We start from the raw sequence: 15442 nt of genomic DNA on the forward strand, positions 1-15442 counted from the left end.
TCCTCAAGAAAAACACTAAAGTGTTTACAACGAACCTGGTTTGTTGTAACGACTTCAGTCGTACCTATCCTCAAGAAAAACACTAAAGTGTTTACAACGAACCTGGTTTGTTGTCGCGACTTCAGTCGTTTGATACTCTGTTATATAATTTCGCCCGCAATTCATCTTTTAAGCGATTTAAAATCGAATCTTCATCTAAAGAAGATAATATTTGATCTACCACAGCTTTAGGCCCAGCAGGACCCCAAGAAGCACCATTTGCTAAAAAAGCTTTAGTAACTTGTCCAATTCCATAAGAAGAAACACCAGCTACACTTGCTTGAGTTAATGCAACAGAAAAGTAAGCGCCTAAAGATAAACCACCTGTTGCTGGTGCGCTTAAACCTAACAAACCTTTTAAAGAACTTAAACCTAAATTGGCGACTAATTCACTAGCACTTAAACCACCCATACAAAGAGCGATTCTTTTTAATAAAGATACTGCTCCTTGTTGAGTCATTTGAATTCCGTAAAGTTTGGACAAAGTTAAAATCAAAGCTACATCAATAATTGCGCCACTAAATAAGTCTATTACTGTGAGTGGGTTAAGTGCGATCGCCAATGCTTTTGTCACCGACGCATTCCAAATAATTCGATTGGCGCTATTTTCCCTTATTGCCATTTTTCGCTCTAACACTTTATCATTTACTTCATCAGCAAACAACATGGAATTTAGCGCAATTAAAGACTTACCTTCTCGATGTAAAATCTCTAAAATCTTTAATTTTAATTCCTCAATTTGCGGTTCTCCGAGCTTCATTTGTACGCCTAAACTACCATCTTGGCGGCGCACTGCTTGGGCAATTAAAGGAGAAGCCGCAGCCATGACAATTTCATCAGGTGAGAGTAATTCTCGCACGCGATCGTCACGAATTTTCTGATAAATTGCCATGCGATCGACTTCGGGATATTGGTCTATTTTGTTAAATACTAATAAAATTGGTTTACCAGCCGATCGTAATTCCGAAAGCGCAGTATGTTCCACTTTCGTCATATCACCAGCAATTAAAAATAAAATTAAATCTGCCTGTTTCGCTACATCTCGCGCCAAAGCTGCACGAGTTTCCCCATCTACTTCATCTAATCCCGGAGTATCAATTAATTCTACTTGGGAATTACCTTTTCCTGGCAAAGCAACTCTTAAAACCTGAGAATTACCATCACCCACAGCTTCTTGAGAATAACACCAATTCGCCTTTTGACTGCTGCGAGTTACGCCATGCAAAGGGCCTGTTTCAAACACTTTTTCCCCTAATAAAGCGTTGAGTAAAGAAGATTTACCTCGCCCTACCATGCCAAACACAGCAATTTGCACTACTGAATGTTCCAACTTATCCAGCATATTTTGTAAATCATTAATTGCTGGTTCTAGTCCGGCTTGTTCTTGGGGTGAAAGGTCTAATTTAGCAACAATCTCTCTTAAGGCAGTTTGCGCCTGTTTATAATTTAGTTCTTCTTGAATATCGGTAAAGCTAAAGATAGCATTGTCCAGTTCCCTTTCCAGGTCTGGGGAATTTGTGGAATTGTCTTGTAAACTCTTTTGTGACCCAGAAAAAGTAGTCAAAGTGTATCCTCCGGTGGGCTATAGGGTTATGGTGGGTATATATTTTGATCCTAATGAGATTGACTCAAATTGCCATCAGTTTAGTATGGGAAATGAGAGTTAAAGTAGATTGTCCTGAAATCGTGAGCGCAAAACCTCTACCAGAAACTACCGCCTTCGTCCGCATTACGGAACTGTGTTGGCTACAGGGTAAAATTGCCGGGGAAGTGAGAGCCGAAGATTATGAGTGGCACTTCCAATGGTGTTTTAAACAGGGTAAGTTGTCTGTTCAACCTACTCTGGGGCGTGCTTTAATTATCGAGCCTTTGGGTAGGTTTTTAGAACAGTCTGATTATCAATTAGAGCCAGGTGGAGATTATGCTTTCAAGATCCGGGCTAAGTTTTAGAACTTAACAACTCACTAAACGTCCTAAATATCTTTCGATGAGTAGAATGGCGACAATATCATCTACCGGACGGGGTAAAGGTCGCATTCCTTGGGGAATTAATTTGTAAAGTCCTTTAGGTGGGTACATTTGCCAATAGCGATCGCGTGCCTCTAAAGTACTATATCGTTCATCAACCAAAATAATTCGCAAAGGTTCTGGCAGTTCTTCATTGAGTCGGTTTTTCCAACTTTTAGCGGTAGTTTGATCTCCCATTACTAACACAGAAACCGGATAAATTTGTCTTAATTCTTGAATGGTGGCGATCGCATTTTCCGCTGCAATAACTTCGTGGTAGTGTAGTTTGCGATCGACTGCCATCACCGCTAAACCGCATTTTTGCCGACCTGGATCGAAACCCAAAATTACAGGCTGTTTAGGTGATGCACTAGATTCAGAATTAGAACTATCAGAAGAAAACATGAGTTCAGTTTTAGATTTTAAATTTTAGATTTTGGATTTTAGTTTAACCTCTACAGATAAACGAGAAAACTCTTTTAATTCTCCCCTGCTCCCCTGCTCCCCTGCTCCCCTGCTCCCCTGCCCCCCTGCTCCCCTGCTCCCCTGCTCCCCTGCTCCCCTGCCCCCCTGCTCCCCTGCTCCCCTGCTCCCCTGCTCCCCTGCTCCCTTCACCCCGTTGATGATGTCCTAAAAATTACCTGTCCCCCTTGAATGGCGACTAAATCCATTTTGACTGGCCCAGCAGTATAGGTAGTATCTGATGCTACTACCTGTACATCTAAGGGTTCTTTAGATTGTTTTAGTTGCTCTAAAAAGCGGGTTAATGTTTCAATGCGATCGTCTCCTATTTGCATTGTATTGGCGACAATTCCCGCACGTCGGGCGCGATACTGAGAAGCTGCTATGAGTAACTCAATTCGCTGACGCAATTGTTCTTCTGTCATCTTTGTCGGATCGGCAGAAGTTACTGCTAATACTTCTCCGGCTTGGAAAATTACGCGATTAGGAGTCACATCAGCAAATACCTGCACGGGCGATTCTCCCAGGACATAATTACCAGCTGAAATAATCCGAACTACATAATCATTGCCATCATCTATTTTGTCAATTAATTGATTAACTTCTGTTTCTCTAATTACAATTACCTGTTCTTTATTGTTATTTTCTTCAGGTTTAGTGCGTTGTAGGGCCGAGCGATTAGCTTGGGATAATAATTGATCTACCACTGCACGAGCAGCTGTGGGATCGACAATCCGAAATACACCTGATGCGAGTACTTGACCTCGCAGCAATCTCACATTGCCTTGACGTAATTCTTGATAATCCTGATAATACTGCTCTAATGTGGCAACTTCCTGTTGCAGCTGGTCTAATTCTTTACCTCTCTGGCTAAGTTGTTTCTCTTTTTCTGTGATTAATTTTTCCCGTTCAGCAATTAGTTGTTCGCTTTGGTTCAGTTTAGCTTCTAAAGCTTTCAAACGGCTTTCTTGTTTAGCGATTATTTCGTCTTGAATTCGCATTTTTTGATCGCGAATCCCAATTTCTTGTTCTCTTTGATAAATCCGTTGATCCTGTGTCCTAATTCTTTGATCGCGCTCACTTATGGCAGTATCGCGAACCGCAATTTGTTGGTCTTGTAACCTAATTGTGCGATCGCGGGCGGCAATTTTTTCATCTCTTTGATCCAATTGCGCTTTTAGTTGAGTAATTTGCTGCTGAACTTGATCTCTTTGCCCGATCAATTCTTTCCTTTCTGACTGCAAGCGGCTAATTTCTTGGCGCAGGTTTTCCCTTTGCTGAGAAACTACTTTTAACTGTTCCTGAGTTTGACTCAATTGCCCTTGAGTTTCGCTCAATTGCCCTTGAGTGCGATTTAATTGTGCTTGTGTACCAGCTTGTTTGGCAACTGCTTCCGAAAGTTTTGCCAATGCCATCTGCAACGCTTGATTTGTGTCATCCAAGCGTTTCTGTGCTGCTGCTTGTTGTGCTTTAGCTTGCGCTAACTCATTTTCTACTTGACTTTTTTGCCTTTCTACTTGAAATTTCTCTGCTTCTAAAAGCAGTTTTTCTCCTTTGGTTCTTTCTACCTCTTGACGGGCGTTTTTGAGATTTCTTTGAATTGTCCCTAATTTAAAAACACCTGTACGTAATTGGTCACTGGCGGCGAATAAAATTGCCAGTGTGGAACCTGAAATTAAACTACCTGTCAGGAGGGTGATCAACACCGCTGTGTTCTTTGGTCGTAAATTGAACAAGCTGAGTCTAGCTTTGCCCACTTTCGTACCAATGCGATCGCCCACCGATGCGATCACACCTCCCAACACCAAAACTGCTGCTATCAGGATTAACCCGGTGGTCATACTCAGCTAAATTAGCTCCATATCCAGACTATCTCACACCCTACTAAATATTGAAGCTATTCACTTAAATAGACTAAATAATTTACACCTATTTAAGTTTTTCCCTGTCAGGGGAGAAGTAATTTTGATTGCTGTCAAACCGCAATTAGGTAAACTGTTGGCTTAACGCTACTGGGTTATGGACGGTAATCTTTTTCTTATGGATGGAGATCATTTTTTCCTGCCTAAGATCCCCTAGCAAACGAGTCACCGTTACGCGAGTGGAACCTATGGCTTCCGCGATCGCCTGATGGGATAGCTTTAGATCTATAGTAATCCCATCGGGACCGGAAACGCCAAAATCGCGGCAAAGAATTAACAGAAAACTGACTAATCTCGATCCCATATCTCTGTGAGCTAAGGTTTCAATCATCATCTCTGTTTGTAGGATGCGCGAAGACAAACCTCGCAGCATTAACATTGCTAACTCAGGATTATCTTTCAGTGCTTGTTCTACTTGATCGATCGGTGCTGAGAGTAATTCTGCTGGTGTAAAAGCTACCGCATGATAAAACCTATCAGAGCGATTCCCTGTAATCAGAGATAATACCCCAAACACACTATTTTCTCGCAGTAGCGCGACTGTGATTTCTTCTCCTGCTTCGTAAACTCGCGAAAGTTTTACCGCACCTTTGAGAAGAAAATATACCCTTTCGGCTGGATCTCCGGGGAAAAAAATAGTCTTTCCCCTTTCAAAGGTTTCTACCACTGGTGGAAATGCACCACCTCCTATTTGCCGAAATACAGATGCTAGCGGTCTATCGTCTAAAACGACCATGTTTTTTTGCCCTCACCGACACCCAAGAAACTTGTTTAATTCTTGACAGTTAACCTTAGTAATAACTCCTACCATCCCAATTTCCAAAATCTAGCTTATGAGTTTTTGCTGTTTGGTCAAGATGTAGTTTATTAGATGTTTGTCTTTTTGACTATTATGTGTTCCCATTCCATAATTTGTTTGCCAATCGCATCGGAGATATATAAAATTCCTGTGCAATATAACACATAATAGCTACTTATATAATTGCATCTTAGCTCCTCATGTTGACAGAAATTTCTTAACCTCAAAACCGAGTTAATTTCTCGCGGTTCAACCCAAGAAACTAAGGCAAAATTTGAAGTATTTACAGGAATTTTCTGTATTCTAAGATACATTTGTGCCAAATGATCTGTAATTTTAGTAAGATTGGCGGAATTTTGGCGCTGTTTGTCGGGGCAACTCTCAGATATAATGAACCACTATGCTGAATTTAACCGGAAAAAACGCACTTGTAACTGGCATTGCCAACAATCGCTCGATTGCTTGGGGCATTGCCCAACAGCTTCATCAAGCTGGAGCAAACATAGGCATCACCTACCTGCCTGATGAAAAGGGACGCATGGAGAAAAAAGTGGCGGAGTTGGTAGAACCACTCAACCCCAGTTTGTTTTTACCATGTGATGTCCAAAATGAAGCCCAAATCCAATCTACTTTTGAGACGATCGCCGAAAAATGGGGTAAGCTGGACATCCTCATTCATTGTTTGGCTTTTGCCAAAAAAGATGATTTGTCAGGGGATTTTAGCAAAACCACTAGAGAAGGCTTTAATTTGGCTTTGGAAATCAGTGCCTATTCGCTGATTCAGTTGAGTGGGGCAGCTAAACCTTTGATGACTGAAGGCGGTAGCATTGTTACGCTAACATATTTAGGCGGTGTCAAGGTGATTCCTAACTATAATGTAATGGGGATCGCTAAAGCAGCTTTGGAAATGAATGTTCGTTACTTAGCCGCTGAATTAGGCCCGCAAAATATTCGGGTAAATGCGATTTCGGCAGGTCCGATTCGGACTTTAGCTTCTTCGGCAGTTGGCGGCATTTTAGATATGATTCACCATGTCGAGGAAGTGGCACCTTTAAGACGAACTGTTACCCAAACTGAGGTGGGTAATGCAGCTGCTTTCCTATGCAGTGATTTGTCAAGCGGCATCACAGGTCAAGTTTTGTATGTGGATGCTGGTTATGAAATCATGGGAATGGGATAGGTTAATTTATTGATTTGAAAATAGTTTATGCAAATTAGCGATCGCCAAGTTCTTTCCAACGAACATCCAGAACAAATTACTCCCGCACGTATCGCAACTGTCAGGCGCACTACGGGCGAAACAGATGTCCAGGTAACTGTTAATTTGGACGGTACAGGTGTCTGTGTTTCTAAAACGGGAATTCCCTTTTTAGATCACATGATCCACCAAATTTCTTCGCATGGATTGATAGATTTGGATGTACAAGCAACGGGTGATTTGGAAATAGACGATCATCACACAAATGAGGATGTGGGGATTACTTTGGGGCAGGCGTTGGGGAAGGCATTGGGCGATCGCAAAGGCATTGTCCGTTTTGGTAATTTCCTCGCGCCTTTGGATGAAGCTTTAATTCAAGTGGTTTTGGATTTTTCAGGAAGACCTCATTTAAGTTATGGTTTGGAAATTCCGACGCAGCGAGTAGGAACTTACGATACTCAGTTAGTTAGAGAATTTTTTGTGGCGTTGGTGAATCATTCCCAAATGACGCTACATATTCGTCAATTAGACGGGATTAATTCTCATCATATTATTGAAGCAACTTTTAAGGCTTTTGCTAGAGCAATGCGAATGGCGGTGGAATTCGATCCCCGTCGTTTGGGGAGTATTCCTAGTTCTAAAGGAGTTTTGTAAGATTTTTTCTTAACCGCAAAGAACGCAAAGAGCGCGAAGGAAGAAACCGCAGAGACGCAGAGGAGAGATTAGAGAGATTTTCGCTCTATTTGTAGGGTGCGTTAGCTATAGCGTAACGCACCATCCAGTTATATTTAGTTTTCCTGAGTAATTCTTGAAAACTACTCTTTACTGAACTATTTAAGCCAAGGCAAAACTAAATTGTTGTTTGACTTCTTCAATAGCAATCTTGTCGATAAAGTAAGCGATTGCTGCTTTTCCTATTCTATCTGTAGCTGTTGCTGCACCAAACCCACCTATAATTGCTCCCAACCCAGGCAAGAATAATAAAAAATTCTGAGCTATATAATCTGGCATTCCGTTAGCGATAAGAGTAGGCAAAGACTGTGAAATCAAACTTGGTAAATTATCCCAAGAAAAATCTGCCATTCCACCAGCTAATCCCCCAGCAATGATATTTGCACCTCCTTTCACCCCAAGGTTTTCCAAAAAATTTTTGATCATTTCTAATGAACAATCTTCTCCAGAAATGTAAGCAATTTCTGCAACCATAGCCACTTGGATTAAAGAGATCATTACTGCACTTGGGATAGGAATGGGTGCGCCAGCAATAAGCCCAGAAGCACCAACACGGCTTTTAACAACCGTGCTGGCTACGCTTTTTTTACACTTTTTTATCTTGGCTAAACGTACCATCTCATTTTGAGCTTCTTTTGGAAGTTGCTCAAATAGTACTTCAAGTAAATGGTCAATGTTCCAACGAAAATCAGGAGCTATTGATCCATCCTCGTGATACTCAGCACAAGCAGCTACCGGAATAACATCTACAAGGTTATTACACAAAAACTCTCTGGCTGAGAGATGCTTTGTAAGATCAACAACTGCTGTCTTAATATTATTGTTTTTCCGAGCGTTGTCAGTAGGCAGTTGGAGAATATAGGATGGGTCAAGTTGATCACATTGCGTGACTACACCGATCAGGCGTACATCTCGTTGATGAATATTCTTAATTTCTTTAAGTATTTTCTCGGCAATTTCGAGAACTTGATCAATGCCTGAATTTACTTGTTTAGCTTGACAAAGAAAAAGAGCTACATCTGGGCAAGTTTTTCGTACTGCATCCAAAATAGTCTTTTCAGGTACATTAGAAGATGCTTTACCTGATACATTGTTTTGTGAAGGTTCCAATAAACCTCTTGTATCCAAAATTTCTAGTATCTTGCCATTTCGCTCATACTCGAACCATTCTGTTTTTGCAGTCTGAGGTCTGACATCACCAGTTTCTGCGACCATTTCTCCAAAAATGGCATTAATTAGTGATGATTTACCAACACCACGTTGACCAAAAATCAGAAAACGAGGCGCACGGCTCGCTAGTATTAAGCTGTCAACTTCATTGAAATAGTTTTCAATATCCCGTTTAAGAAAGGCTGGAAGTGGAGCAATTAACTTACGAAAGCAGGTAATCAGTGCTTCAAAGTTTTTGAGTCTTTCGTTAGATATCACCATATTTATGATTGGCAACCCTAAATTGCTTACGTAGTGAGAAGTTATTTGAAAAGTAAGTTATGCAGCTTAAAGAAACCTAGTTTCTCTAGATAATAAAAAGTCTAAAGTCTTTATTTTTCTGCCTGTAAAACTAGCTTTCTCATCCCACAGCTAACTTGGCAAACACTTTCTAATTAAATTTTTGCACAATACTTTTAATAAAATCAACCGTAAATATACTGTAAGAGCTTGCGATCGCTTGCTAATTTAACCTTATTTTGCAAAAATAGGCGGAGTCTGAGAGTCAGGTACGAGACGATAACCAGCTTTAGGCAACCACGCCTCATTCAGTTTTTCACAAGGGATAGTTTCAATCAGATCGGGTTTATTTTCATGGGGAATCTTTACTTCATAAACAATGCCCAATTCTGATTTTAAGAAAGCATCTCTGACATCAATTTTCCCATTTTCAACGGCTTCAAGCATTGATTGAGAAATTGGTATACAAAGATAGATTTCACAATCTTCTGTTTCCTTAACCCAGACAGCTAGAAATATTTCTCCGGCTGAATTGCGACATGAGAATAGTAACGATCGGTTAAAGTAATCATATTCTTTAACAATTTCCAGAAGTTCCAAACTACTACACTCTAAAAGAAAGCTCATGGTTGTACCTCATTGAGTCATATTAATTACTTGGAAAACAGTCCAAACTTCAGCACCTACTGCTAGCCACAAAGTATGATGAGATGGACTATTTGTGGATGATGTATGCTGTATTACTCCAAAATTAGGTATTAAATCTCCTACAGCAACTTTCAAGTTTTCTAAGCCGGGATAGATTCGACGTATATTCAGAATATCCTCTATTTCAGTGTAAACAGAAATTCCGCAGGCGCGGCATTCTTGTTCATTGTTGGAAAACCTTCTACGAGGATTTTTTTGACGCTTTGCAAAAAAATCTTCTGGTGTTGGTGGATCATTCTTAACCAGGTAATAAACTCTACCTGACGCTGGTTGTGCAATTCTAGGTGGACAATTGTCTGGAAAATAGTCAAGGAATAACATCAAATTATTAGGTAATTTAGCACCTTAATTCGCAATTTTTGACCATTTCCAACATTAGCAGGAATCAGCCAATTTTCAGGCAATTGGCAAACTCAAACCACCCTTCCGCCCATAGGCGGACTTCAGCCACCAGAAGGAATATGTTATAAAAGTCATAATTCTTAACGATTATTTATCAATGGTGGTTTCCTCTGGCTTGTCTAAGCTGAAAAATTCCTTGACAAAAAGAACTTTATTAGGTAAAGAACTCACACCTGAGTTAGTCGCCATTTTATTGGTGTACTTGGTTCAGGGCATTTTAGGGTTGGCACGCCTAGCTGTCAGCTTTTTCCTCAAAGATGAATTGGCACTCAGTCCGGCTCAAGTGTCGGCTTTTATGGGAATTGCGGCTTTACCCTGGATGGTTAAACCTTTATTTGGTTTTATTTCCGATGGGTTGCCAATTTTGGGTTATCGACGACGACCTTATTTAATTCTCTCTGGGTTTTTGGGATCTGCTGCTTGGATTTCTTTGGCGACGGTGGTGCATAGTGCTTGGGCGGCGACATTGGCGATCGTCCTCTCTTCCCTCTCCGTTGCTTTCAGTGACGTAATTGTAGATTCCCTAGTCGTGGAAAGAGACCAGAGGAGAATCAATTAGTGATGCCGGATCTTTACAATCTCTCTCTTGGGGCGCTTCTGCATTGGGAGGTTTAGTTACTGCTTACTTAAGCGGCTTTTTATTAGAACATTTTAGCGCTCGCACAGTTTTTGCTATCACCGCAACTTTTCCCCTCATTGTGTCGATCGCAGCTTGGTTAATTGCTGAGTCACCAATTATCGAAAAACCCGATTTCTCTACAGCTTGGCAACAAATTAAACAACTAAAAAAAGCTGTTACTCAAAAGGCAATTTGGTTGCCCACAGCATTTCTATTTATCTGGCAATGTACTCCTTCGGCTGATGCTGCATTTTTCTTCTTTACAACTAATGAGTTGGGATTTGGGCCAGAATTTTTGGGCAGAGTTCGTTTAGTAACTAGTTTGGCTTCTTTAATCGGAATTTGGCTGTTTCAAAGGTTCTTTAAAAATGTTCCTTTTCGCAACTATTTTGTCTGGACAAGTCTGTTTTCTGCTGCTTTGGGAATGACAGCGCTATTACTCGTTACTCACACAAACCGCACTTTAGGAATTGACGACCATTGGTTTAGTTTGGGAGATAGTTTAATTCTCACCGTTATGGGACAAATTGCTTATATGCCAGTCTTAGTTTTGGCAGCAAGGCTTTGTCCTCCCGGTGTGGAAGCAACTTTATTCGCATTGCTTATGTCAGTGACTAATTTAGCGCATTTACTATCTTATCAATTGGGTGCTTTGTTAATGCACTGGCTGGGAATTACAGAACATAATTTTCAATCTCTCTGGATATTGGTAATAATTGCCAACTTAAGTGCTCTTCTCCCTTTACTTTTTATAAATTGGTTGCCTAAAGGCGATCCCCAAGCAGAAATTTCTGAACAATATATTCAACCAGTTCCCACTTTAGAATTAGATTCTACTGCTTCTAAACATTTAGCACCACCTTTTCTACCTGATTTAGTATCAGAATTGGTGCCTAACTCTTTGTTAATGGAAGCAGAAAAATCGGCTGAATAAGTAGGATGCTTGCTAACAAATGTAGAAACGTTGTATACAACGTCTCTACAATCTGAAAATTATATTGTCTGACGCACTCTCAAGTACTACCAACTACCAACTACCCACTACCCAATTATGCAAAACTTCCAACTTTACGAACACGCATCTACAGTTCCAACCAAATCTTACGATCGCCAAAAATGGCAAAAAGGTTATCAATCCCTCAAAAAAGAATTCAATTACTGGATTGATGACATAGAAGGAGAAATCCCCCCTAATCTCCAAGGAACTTTATTTCGTAATGGCCCCGGTTTACTAGATATTAACGGTCAAAAGCTACATCATCCTTTTGACGGTGATGGGATGATTTGCGCTTTCACTTTTACCAATGGCAAAGCTTACTTTCAAAATCGCTTTGTCCGAACCAAAGGTTTTCTAGAAGAACAAAAAGCCGGAAAAATTCTCTATCGTGGTGTTTTTGGCACTCAAAAACCCGGTGGTTGGTTAGCTAATGCTTTTGATTTAAGAGTAAAAAACATCGCCAATACTAATGTGATTTATTGGGGTAAAAAACTCCTGGCACTTTGGGAAGCAGCTGAACCCCATCGCCTTAACCCAAATAATTTGGCGACTTTGGGAATGGAGTATTTCGATCGCGTTTTAAAAGAAGGAGATGCTTTTGCGGCTCATCCTCGCATCGATCCAAGTTGCGAATGGGATGATGGAAAACCAAGGTTAGTTAATTTTTCCATTAAACCAGCACTTTCTACTACTATTACTATTTACGAGTTAGATGAATCTGGCACAATTGTTCAGCGTCATGCTCATTCTGTTCCTGGTTTTGCCTTTATTCACGATTTTGCCATTACCCCAAATTACTGTATCCTATTTCAAAACCCTGTATCTTTTAACCCTTTGCCTTTTGTTTTTGGCTGGCAAGGCGCAGGTCAATCTATCAAATTTAATCCCAAAGAGCCAACACGCATTATCATCATTCCCCGCCATGCTAATACTGCTATTTCGGGAGTAAAGATTTTAGAAACTAAGTCGGGTTTTGTTTTCCACCATGCCAATGCTTTTGAGCAGGATGACGAGATTTATATAGACTCAGTTTGTTATGAATCTCTCCCAACAGTCGAGCCGAATTCTGATTACCAAGAAACAGATTTTGATGCGCTTTCTCCGGGACAACTTTGGCGCTTTGTGGTTAATTTGAATGAGCAAACTGTGCGGCGACAAATGTTAGAAAGTCGCTGTTGTGAGTTTCCTTGGGTGCATCCGGCAAAAGTAGGCAGATCTCACCGTTATTTATATCTTGGTGCGGCTCATGCTGCGTCAGGAAATGCACCGCTTCAGGCAATTTTAAAGATTGACCAACTTTCTGGGGAAAGACAGCTTTGGAGCGCTGCGCTAGAGGGTTTTGTCAGTGAGCCTGTGTTTGTTCCGGCTCCTGATGCTGTCAATGAGGATGATGGTTGGTTAATGACCTTAGTTTATGATTCTGCACATCATCGATCGGATTTAGTGATTTTAGATGCTCGCAATTTGCATCAAAAACCAGTAGCTCGGTTACATTTAAAACATCACGTTCCCTACGGATTACATGGAAACTTTACACCAGAGGTATTTGAAATTAACCATTTCGGTACTTAAAGTCATAAATTCGTAAAAAACTTAATATTCTGAGCGTTAGTTTTTTAACTTTTGTAGAATTTCTAATTTTAGAGGGTTGACGGGGAAAAATATAAGCAGTACAAGTAATGCCAATCAAAGCATTAGTTGCTCCCCCGTAGATTTAGCTAATCAACAGGGTATTAGCCAGGTAAACCCCATGAAATTCACAATTGTTATTACCACTTACAATCGTTTGTCTCTGTTAAGACGCTCAATAGATTCAGCCTTGGCTCAAAGTGTACCCTGTGAAGTAGTAGTGGCTGATGATTGCTCCTCTGATGGTACAGAAGCATATCTCTGTAATTTGCGGGAAGAACTTCGTGCTAAAGGAGACAATCGTTTAGTTTATCACCGCAACTCACATAATATGGGTCATGCGGCGACAATTAATGCGGGAGTACAAGTTGCTACGGGAGATTGGATTAAGCCTGTAGATGATGATGATTATTTAGCAAGTGATTGTATTGAGGAGATTGTAAAAGCGATCGCTCTTCGTCCCCAAGCTGTAATTTGCTCCTGTCAAGCAGCACAAGTTGATGTTAACCAACATGAACTTAGCCGCACCCGCAAAGCTGGCCCAGGTAAAATTTTTTACATCCCCCAAGAAGACATTCACTACGGAATGTTACTCGAACAAATTCCCTTTGGTACTCCGATTCAAGTAGCTTTTACTCGTGATGCTTTCCTCAAATCAGGAGGTTGGGATTCGCGGTTAGATGTTAATTTTGATGATATCGATTCTTGGGTAAAAATTGCTCAGTTTGGCGATGCTATTTTTATTAATCAATGTTTAGCTTATCGCACGGTTTGGCCTGGTAGTTATAATAAAAAGTTCTCCCTGCAAAAGCGGCTAGATACTCATATTGAACTCAAGGAAAAAATTTACACTTTAGTTGATGAAAAGCATCGCCAAAACATTCCCAGTATCCGCGCTTTTCGTAATTATCTCAGATTACACTGGGCTTTAGTTGCTGCGAAACATCGTAGAATCTGCGAGGTTTTGAGTTTTGCTTTACCTGCTGCTTTTTATCTTCCGGCTTGGAAACTTTTATTCACAGCAATTCTTACCCGTTACAATCAACAGTTTTTATTACAAAAGCAATTGGATAAAAACATTTGGGTATGGACGAAACTTTCGATTTTGGTTGGCGACAATCGCTGTTCTAGTTATGCAGATTTTTACAAGATTCGCCATTACTTGCGATTACGTCATAGTTTGACAGCATTTAAGCAAGGCAAATTCTCGATCGCCATGAAACTCGCTTTTCCCTCAGTGTTTTCTCTACCAGCTTGGAAACTGTTAATTAAATCAATTATCTCAGAGCACCATCTCCAGAAAGATGCTTTGATTCGGAAGTTTGTGTTAGTTTATTGATTTTTCTTAACAACCATAAAATCATTCTTTAGAGTAAGACACTTTTGGTTTAGAGATTGTAACTTAATAGTAGGGGCTAAGGATTCGGTCATCAAATTTGTTTTCAGTAATCAATTGTGACCCGAATGCTGATGCCTACCCTGCCACCCATTAATTCTCTGCGTAGACCAAGAGTAAGTATTTTTACGCTATATTAAGTTAAGTTACGAAATGTAAAGCAATGCCAATCAACGGCATTCTGACAATTACTTTGTACTAGGACGAAATTTTGTGACCACACTACTACAACTTTCCCAAACAGAAAATCTCATCGCCGCGTTTTTCCAAGAGTCGGAGGGGACTTGGCATTCTGAGCGCCGTTATTACACTTTGCCACTGGTGGAAACTAAAGAGATGGTGAGTATCTTGACAATTGAGTTTCTCGAACAGGGAAGGGAGGAACTGCGAGAGTTAGCGCAATTGCATGGTTTAAGTGATGAAGTGATTCTCCGTTGTGGCGCAAAGGTGAGTTGGGAAAGTAAGGAATCGGTGAGTGAGAAAAAGCAGTCGAAAGGGGAAACATTGTTTGGTGCATGGGGAAATATTTTGTATCGCGATCGCGGTTTCGCCACAGCAAAACCTGTAACAGCAAAGTATTATTTCCCTAATCCGCAAACTTTGTGTTTGCGAACAGAATATAAGGATTCTGTGTTTGAAGAAGAGTTAAAATTAGTGGGAAAAAATTACCGCACCAGACAATCAATTATTTCCCGTGCTGGGGAACAGTTGATGATTGGTCAATATTTAGAAAAAAGAATTTCATAGTAGTTTCTTGTGAGCGTTAATTGGCAGTTAGTTAGCTTTAACATAAATTTTGTGTTGCGAGTTTCCAACCAGATTCAGCTAAGATTTCTATATCGCAGCAGAGGCTAAAACCGAGCTTAGGGTTGTAGAGGGTGGCATAAATTCCTGTGTTTGTTTGGCTAATTTCCACAATATAAGCTTCGGTGCCTTTGCGATCGCTTACTAACTTTTGTCCTACTTTCCAAGCTTTCATTACTTACTCCTGAAATCGCCTTATTAACCAATTTACTATCAAGTTAACTAGATTCAATTCCTGCTGTTGAGTCATCCGATTGGGTGAGATAGGGATTAATTATT

General features: G+C 40.4%; 14 protein-coding genes and 1 pseudogene. 7 read left to right on the forward strand and 8 right to left on the reverse strand.

Annotated elements, in window-relative coordinates; translation table 11 throughout:
• Nucleotides 1-121 precede the first annotated feature (121 nt).
• The gene (locus tag ACE1CI_RS00685; protein ID WP_413261575.1) at nt 122-1603 is read right to left on the reverse strand and encodes a GTP-binding protein; all 1482 of its coding nucleotides are present in this window, start codon (nt 1601-1603) and stop codon (nt 122-124) included.
• A gap of 122 nt (nt 1604-1725) precedes the next feature.
• Between ACE1CI_RS00685 and ACE1CI_RS00690 the strand changes: the two genes are divergently transcribed.
• Nucleotides 1726-1989, forward strand: a complete 264-nt coding sequence (locus ACE1CI_RS00690; protein ID WP_413261582.1) for a DUF3146 family protein — start codon at nt 1726-1728, stop codon at nt 1987-1989.
• Nucleotides 1990-1992: 3 nt separating this feature from the next.
• Here ACE1CI_RS00690 and ACE1CI_RS00695 read toward each other — a convergent pair whose 3' ends face one another.
• The 3 genes from ACE1CI_RS00695 to ntcA all read right to left on the reverse strand — a co-directional run bounded on the left by ACE1CI_RS00695 (nt 1993) and on the right by ntcA (nt 5166).
• On the reverse strand, nt 1993-2451 hold the full coding sequence (locus ACE1CI_RS00695) for a pre-16S rRNA-processing nuclease YqgF (RefSeq protein WP_413261574.1): 459 nt from the start codon (nt 2449-2451) through the stop codon (nt 1993-1995).
• A 206-nt stretch (nt 2452-2657) separates the two neighbouring features.
• On the reverse strand, nt 2658-4349 hold the full coding sequence (locus ACE1CI_RS00700) for a DUF3084 family protein (protein WP_413261573.1): 1692 nt from the start codon (nt 4347-4349) through the stop codon (nt 2658-2660).
• 145 nt (nt 4350-4494) lie between these two features.
• Nucleotides 4495-5166 carry a global nitrogen regulator NtcA gene (gene ntcA, locus ACE1CI_RS00705; protein ID WP_413261572.1) on the reverse strand — a complete coding sequence of 224 codons (672 nt, stop codon included), beginning with the start codon at nt 5164-5166 and terminating at the stop codon, nt 4495-4497.
• A 463-nt stretch (nt 5167-5629) separates the two neighbouring features.
• On the opposite strand from ntcA, the gene fabI reads away from it, so the two are divergent.
• Together fabI and hisB are read left to right on the forward strand one after the other, a co-directional pair.
• On the forward strand, nt 5630-6409 hold the full coding sequence (gene fabI / locus ACE1CI_RS00710) for an enoyl-ACP reductase FabI (RefSeq protein WP_413261571.1): 780 nt from the start codon (nt 5630-5632) through the stop codon (nt 6407-6409).
• Between the two features lie 27 nt (nt 6410-6436).
• A complete protein-coding gene (gene hisB / locus ACE1CI_RS00715; protein WP_496615175.1) occupies nt 6437-7081 on the forward strand; it encodes an imidazoleglycerol-phosphate dehydratase HisB in 645 nt (214 codons plus the stop codon).
• 180 nt (nt 7082-7261) lie between these two features.
• On the opposite strand, the gene ACE1CI_RS00720 is transcribed toward hisB, so the two are convergent.
• The 3 genes from ACE1CI_RS00720 to ACE1CI_RS00730 form a co-directional block, all read right to left on the reverse strand.
• On the reverse strand, nt 7262-8590 hold the full coding sequence (locus tag ACE1CI_RS00720; protein ID WP_413261569.1) for a GTPase family protein: 1329 nt from the start codon (nt 8588-8590) through the stop codon (nt 7262-7264).
• Nucleotides 8591-8842: 252 nt separating this feature from the next.
• Nucleotides 8843-9235, reverse strand: coding sequence for a DUF6575 domain-containing protein (locus ACE1CI_RS00725; protein ID WP_413261568.1), 393 nt, complete (start codon nt 9233-9235; stop codon nt 8843-8845).
• A gap of 9 nt (nt 9236-9244) precedes the next feature.
• Nucleotides 9245-9637 carry a hypothetical protein gene (locus tag ACE1CI_RS00730; protein ID WP_413261567.1) on the reverse strand — a complete coding sequence of 131 codons (393 nt, stop codon included), beginning with the start codon at nt 9635-9637 and terminating at the stop codon, nt 9245-9247.
• A 178-nt stretch (nt 9638-9815) separates the two neighbouring features.
• On the opposite strand from ACE1CI_RS00730, the pseudogene ACE1CI_RS00735 reads away from it, so the two are divergent.
• The 4 genes and pseudogenes from ACE1CI_RS00735 to ACE1CI_RS00750 all read left to right on the forward strand — a co-directional run bounded on the left by ACE1CI_RS00735 (nt 9816) and on the right by ACE1CI_RS00750 (nt 15106).
• Nucleotides 9816-11271, forward strand: a pseudogene (locus ACE1CI_RS00735) (folate/biopterin family MFS transporter).
• A 117-nt stretch (nt 11272-11388) separates the two neighbouring features.
• Entirely contained in the window at nt 11389-12906 is a 1518-nt protein-coding gene (locus tag ACE1CI_RS00740; protein WP_413261565.1) for a carotenoid oxygenase family protein, read from the forward strand.
• A gap of 178 nt (nt 12907-13084) precedes the next feature.
• Complete coding sequence (locus ACE1CI_RS00745; RefSeq protein ID WP_413261564.1) at nt 13085-14302, forward strand: glycosyltransferase family 2 protein; 1218 nt, start codon at nt 13085-13087, stop codon at nt 14300-14302.
• 270 nt (nt 14303-14572) lie between these two features.
• Nucleotides 14573-15106 carry a phycobiliprotein lyase gene (locus ACE1CI_RS00750; protein WP_413261563.1) on the forward strand — a complete coding sequence of 178 codons (534 nt, stop codon included), beginning with the start codon at nt 14573-14575 and terminating at the stop codon, nt 15104-15106.
• Between the two features lie 37 nt (nt 15107-15143).
• Here ACE1CI_RS00750 and ACE1CI_RS00755 read toward each other — a convergent pair whose 3' ends face one another.
• Nucleotides 15144-15338 carry a hypothetical protein gene (locus ACE1CI_RS00755; RefSeq protein ID WP_413261562.1) on the reverse strand — a complete coding sequence of 65 codons (195 nt, stop codon included), beginning with the start codon at nt 15336-15338 and terminating at the stop codon, nt 15144-15146.
• Nucleotides 15339-15442: the final 104 nt, after the last annotated feature.

Source organism: Floridaenema flaviceps BLCC-F50 (assembly GCF_041929275.2).
GTDB classification, from domain to species: Bacteria; Cyanobacteriota; Cyanobacteriia; order Cyanobacteriales; family Aerosakkonemataceae; genus Floridanema; species Floridanema flaviceps.

Bases quoted from the DNA above. Each gene is read 5' to 3' on its own strand.
- ACE1CI_RS00695 (WP_413261574.1), bottom strand. From the start codon at position 2,451: ATGTTTTCTTCTGATAGTTCTAATTCTGAATCTAGTGCATCACCTAAA.
- ACE1CI_RS00700 (WP_413261573.1), bottom strand. From the start codon at position 4,349: ATGACCACCGGGTTAATCCTGATAGCAGCAGTTTTGGTGTTGGGAGGT.
- ntcA (WP_413261572.1), bottom strand. From the start codon at position 5,166: ATGGTCGTTTTAGACGATAGACCGCTAGCATCTGTATTTCGGCAAATA.
- fabI (WP_413261571.1), top strand. From the start codon at position 5,630: ATGCTGAATTTAACCGGAAAAAACGCACTTGTAACTGGCATTGCCAAC.
- hisB (WP_496615175.1), top strand. From the start codon at position 6,437: ATGCAAATTAGCGATCGCCAAGTTCTTTCCAACGAACATCCAGAACAA.
- ACE1CI_RS00720 (WP_413261569.1), bottom strand. From the start codon at position 8,590: ATGGTGATATCTAACGAAAGACTCAAAAACTTTGAAGCACTGATTACC.
- ACE1CI_RS00725 (WP_413261568.1), bottom strand. From the start codon at position 9,235: ATGAGCTTTCTTTTAGAGTGTAGTAGTTTGGAACTTCTGGAAATTGTT.
- ACE1CI_RS00730 (WP_413261567.1), bottom strand. From the start codon at position 9,637: ATGTTATTCCTTGACTATTTTCCAGACAATTGTCCACCTAGAATTGCA.
- ACE1CI_RS00740 (WP_413261565.1), top strand. From the start codon at position 11,389: ATGCAAAACTTCCAACTTTACGAACACGCATCTACAGTTCCAACCAAA.
- ACE1CI_RS00745 (WP_413261564.1), top strand. From the start codon at position 13,085: ATGAAATTCACAATTGTTATTACCACTTACAATCGTTTGTCTCTGTTA.
- ACE1CI_RS00755 (WP_413261562.1), bottom strand. From the start codon at position 15,338: ATGAAAGCTTGGAAAGTAGGACAAAAGTTAGTAAGCGATCGCAAAGGC.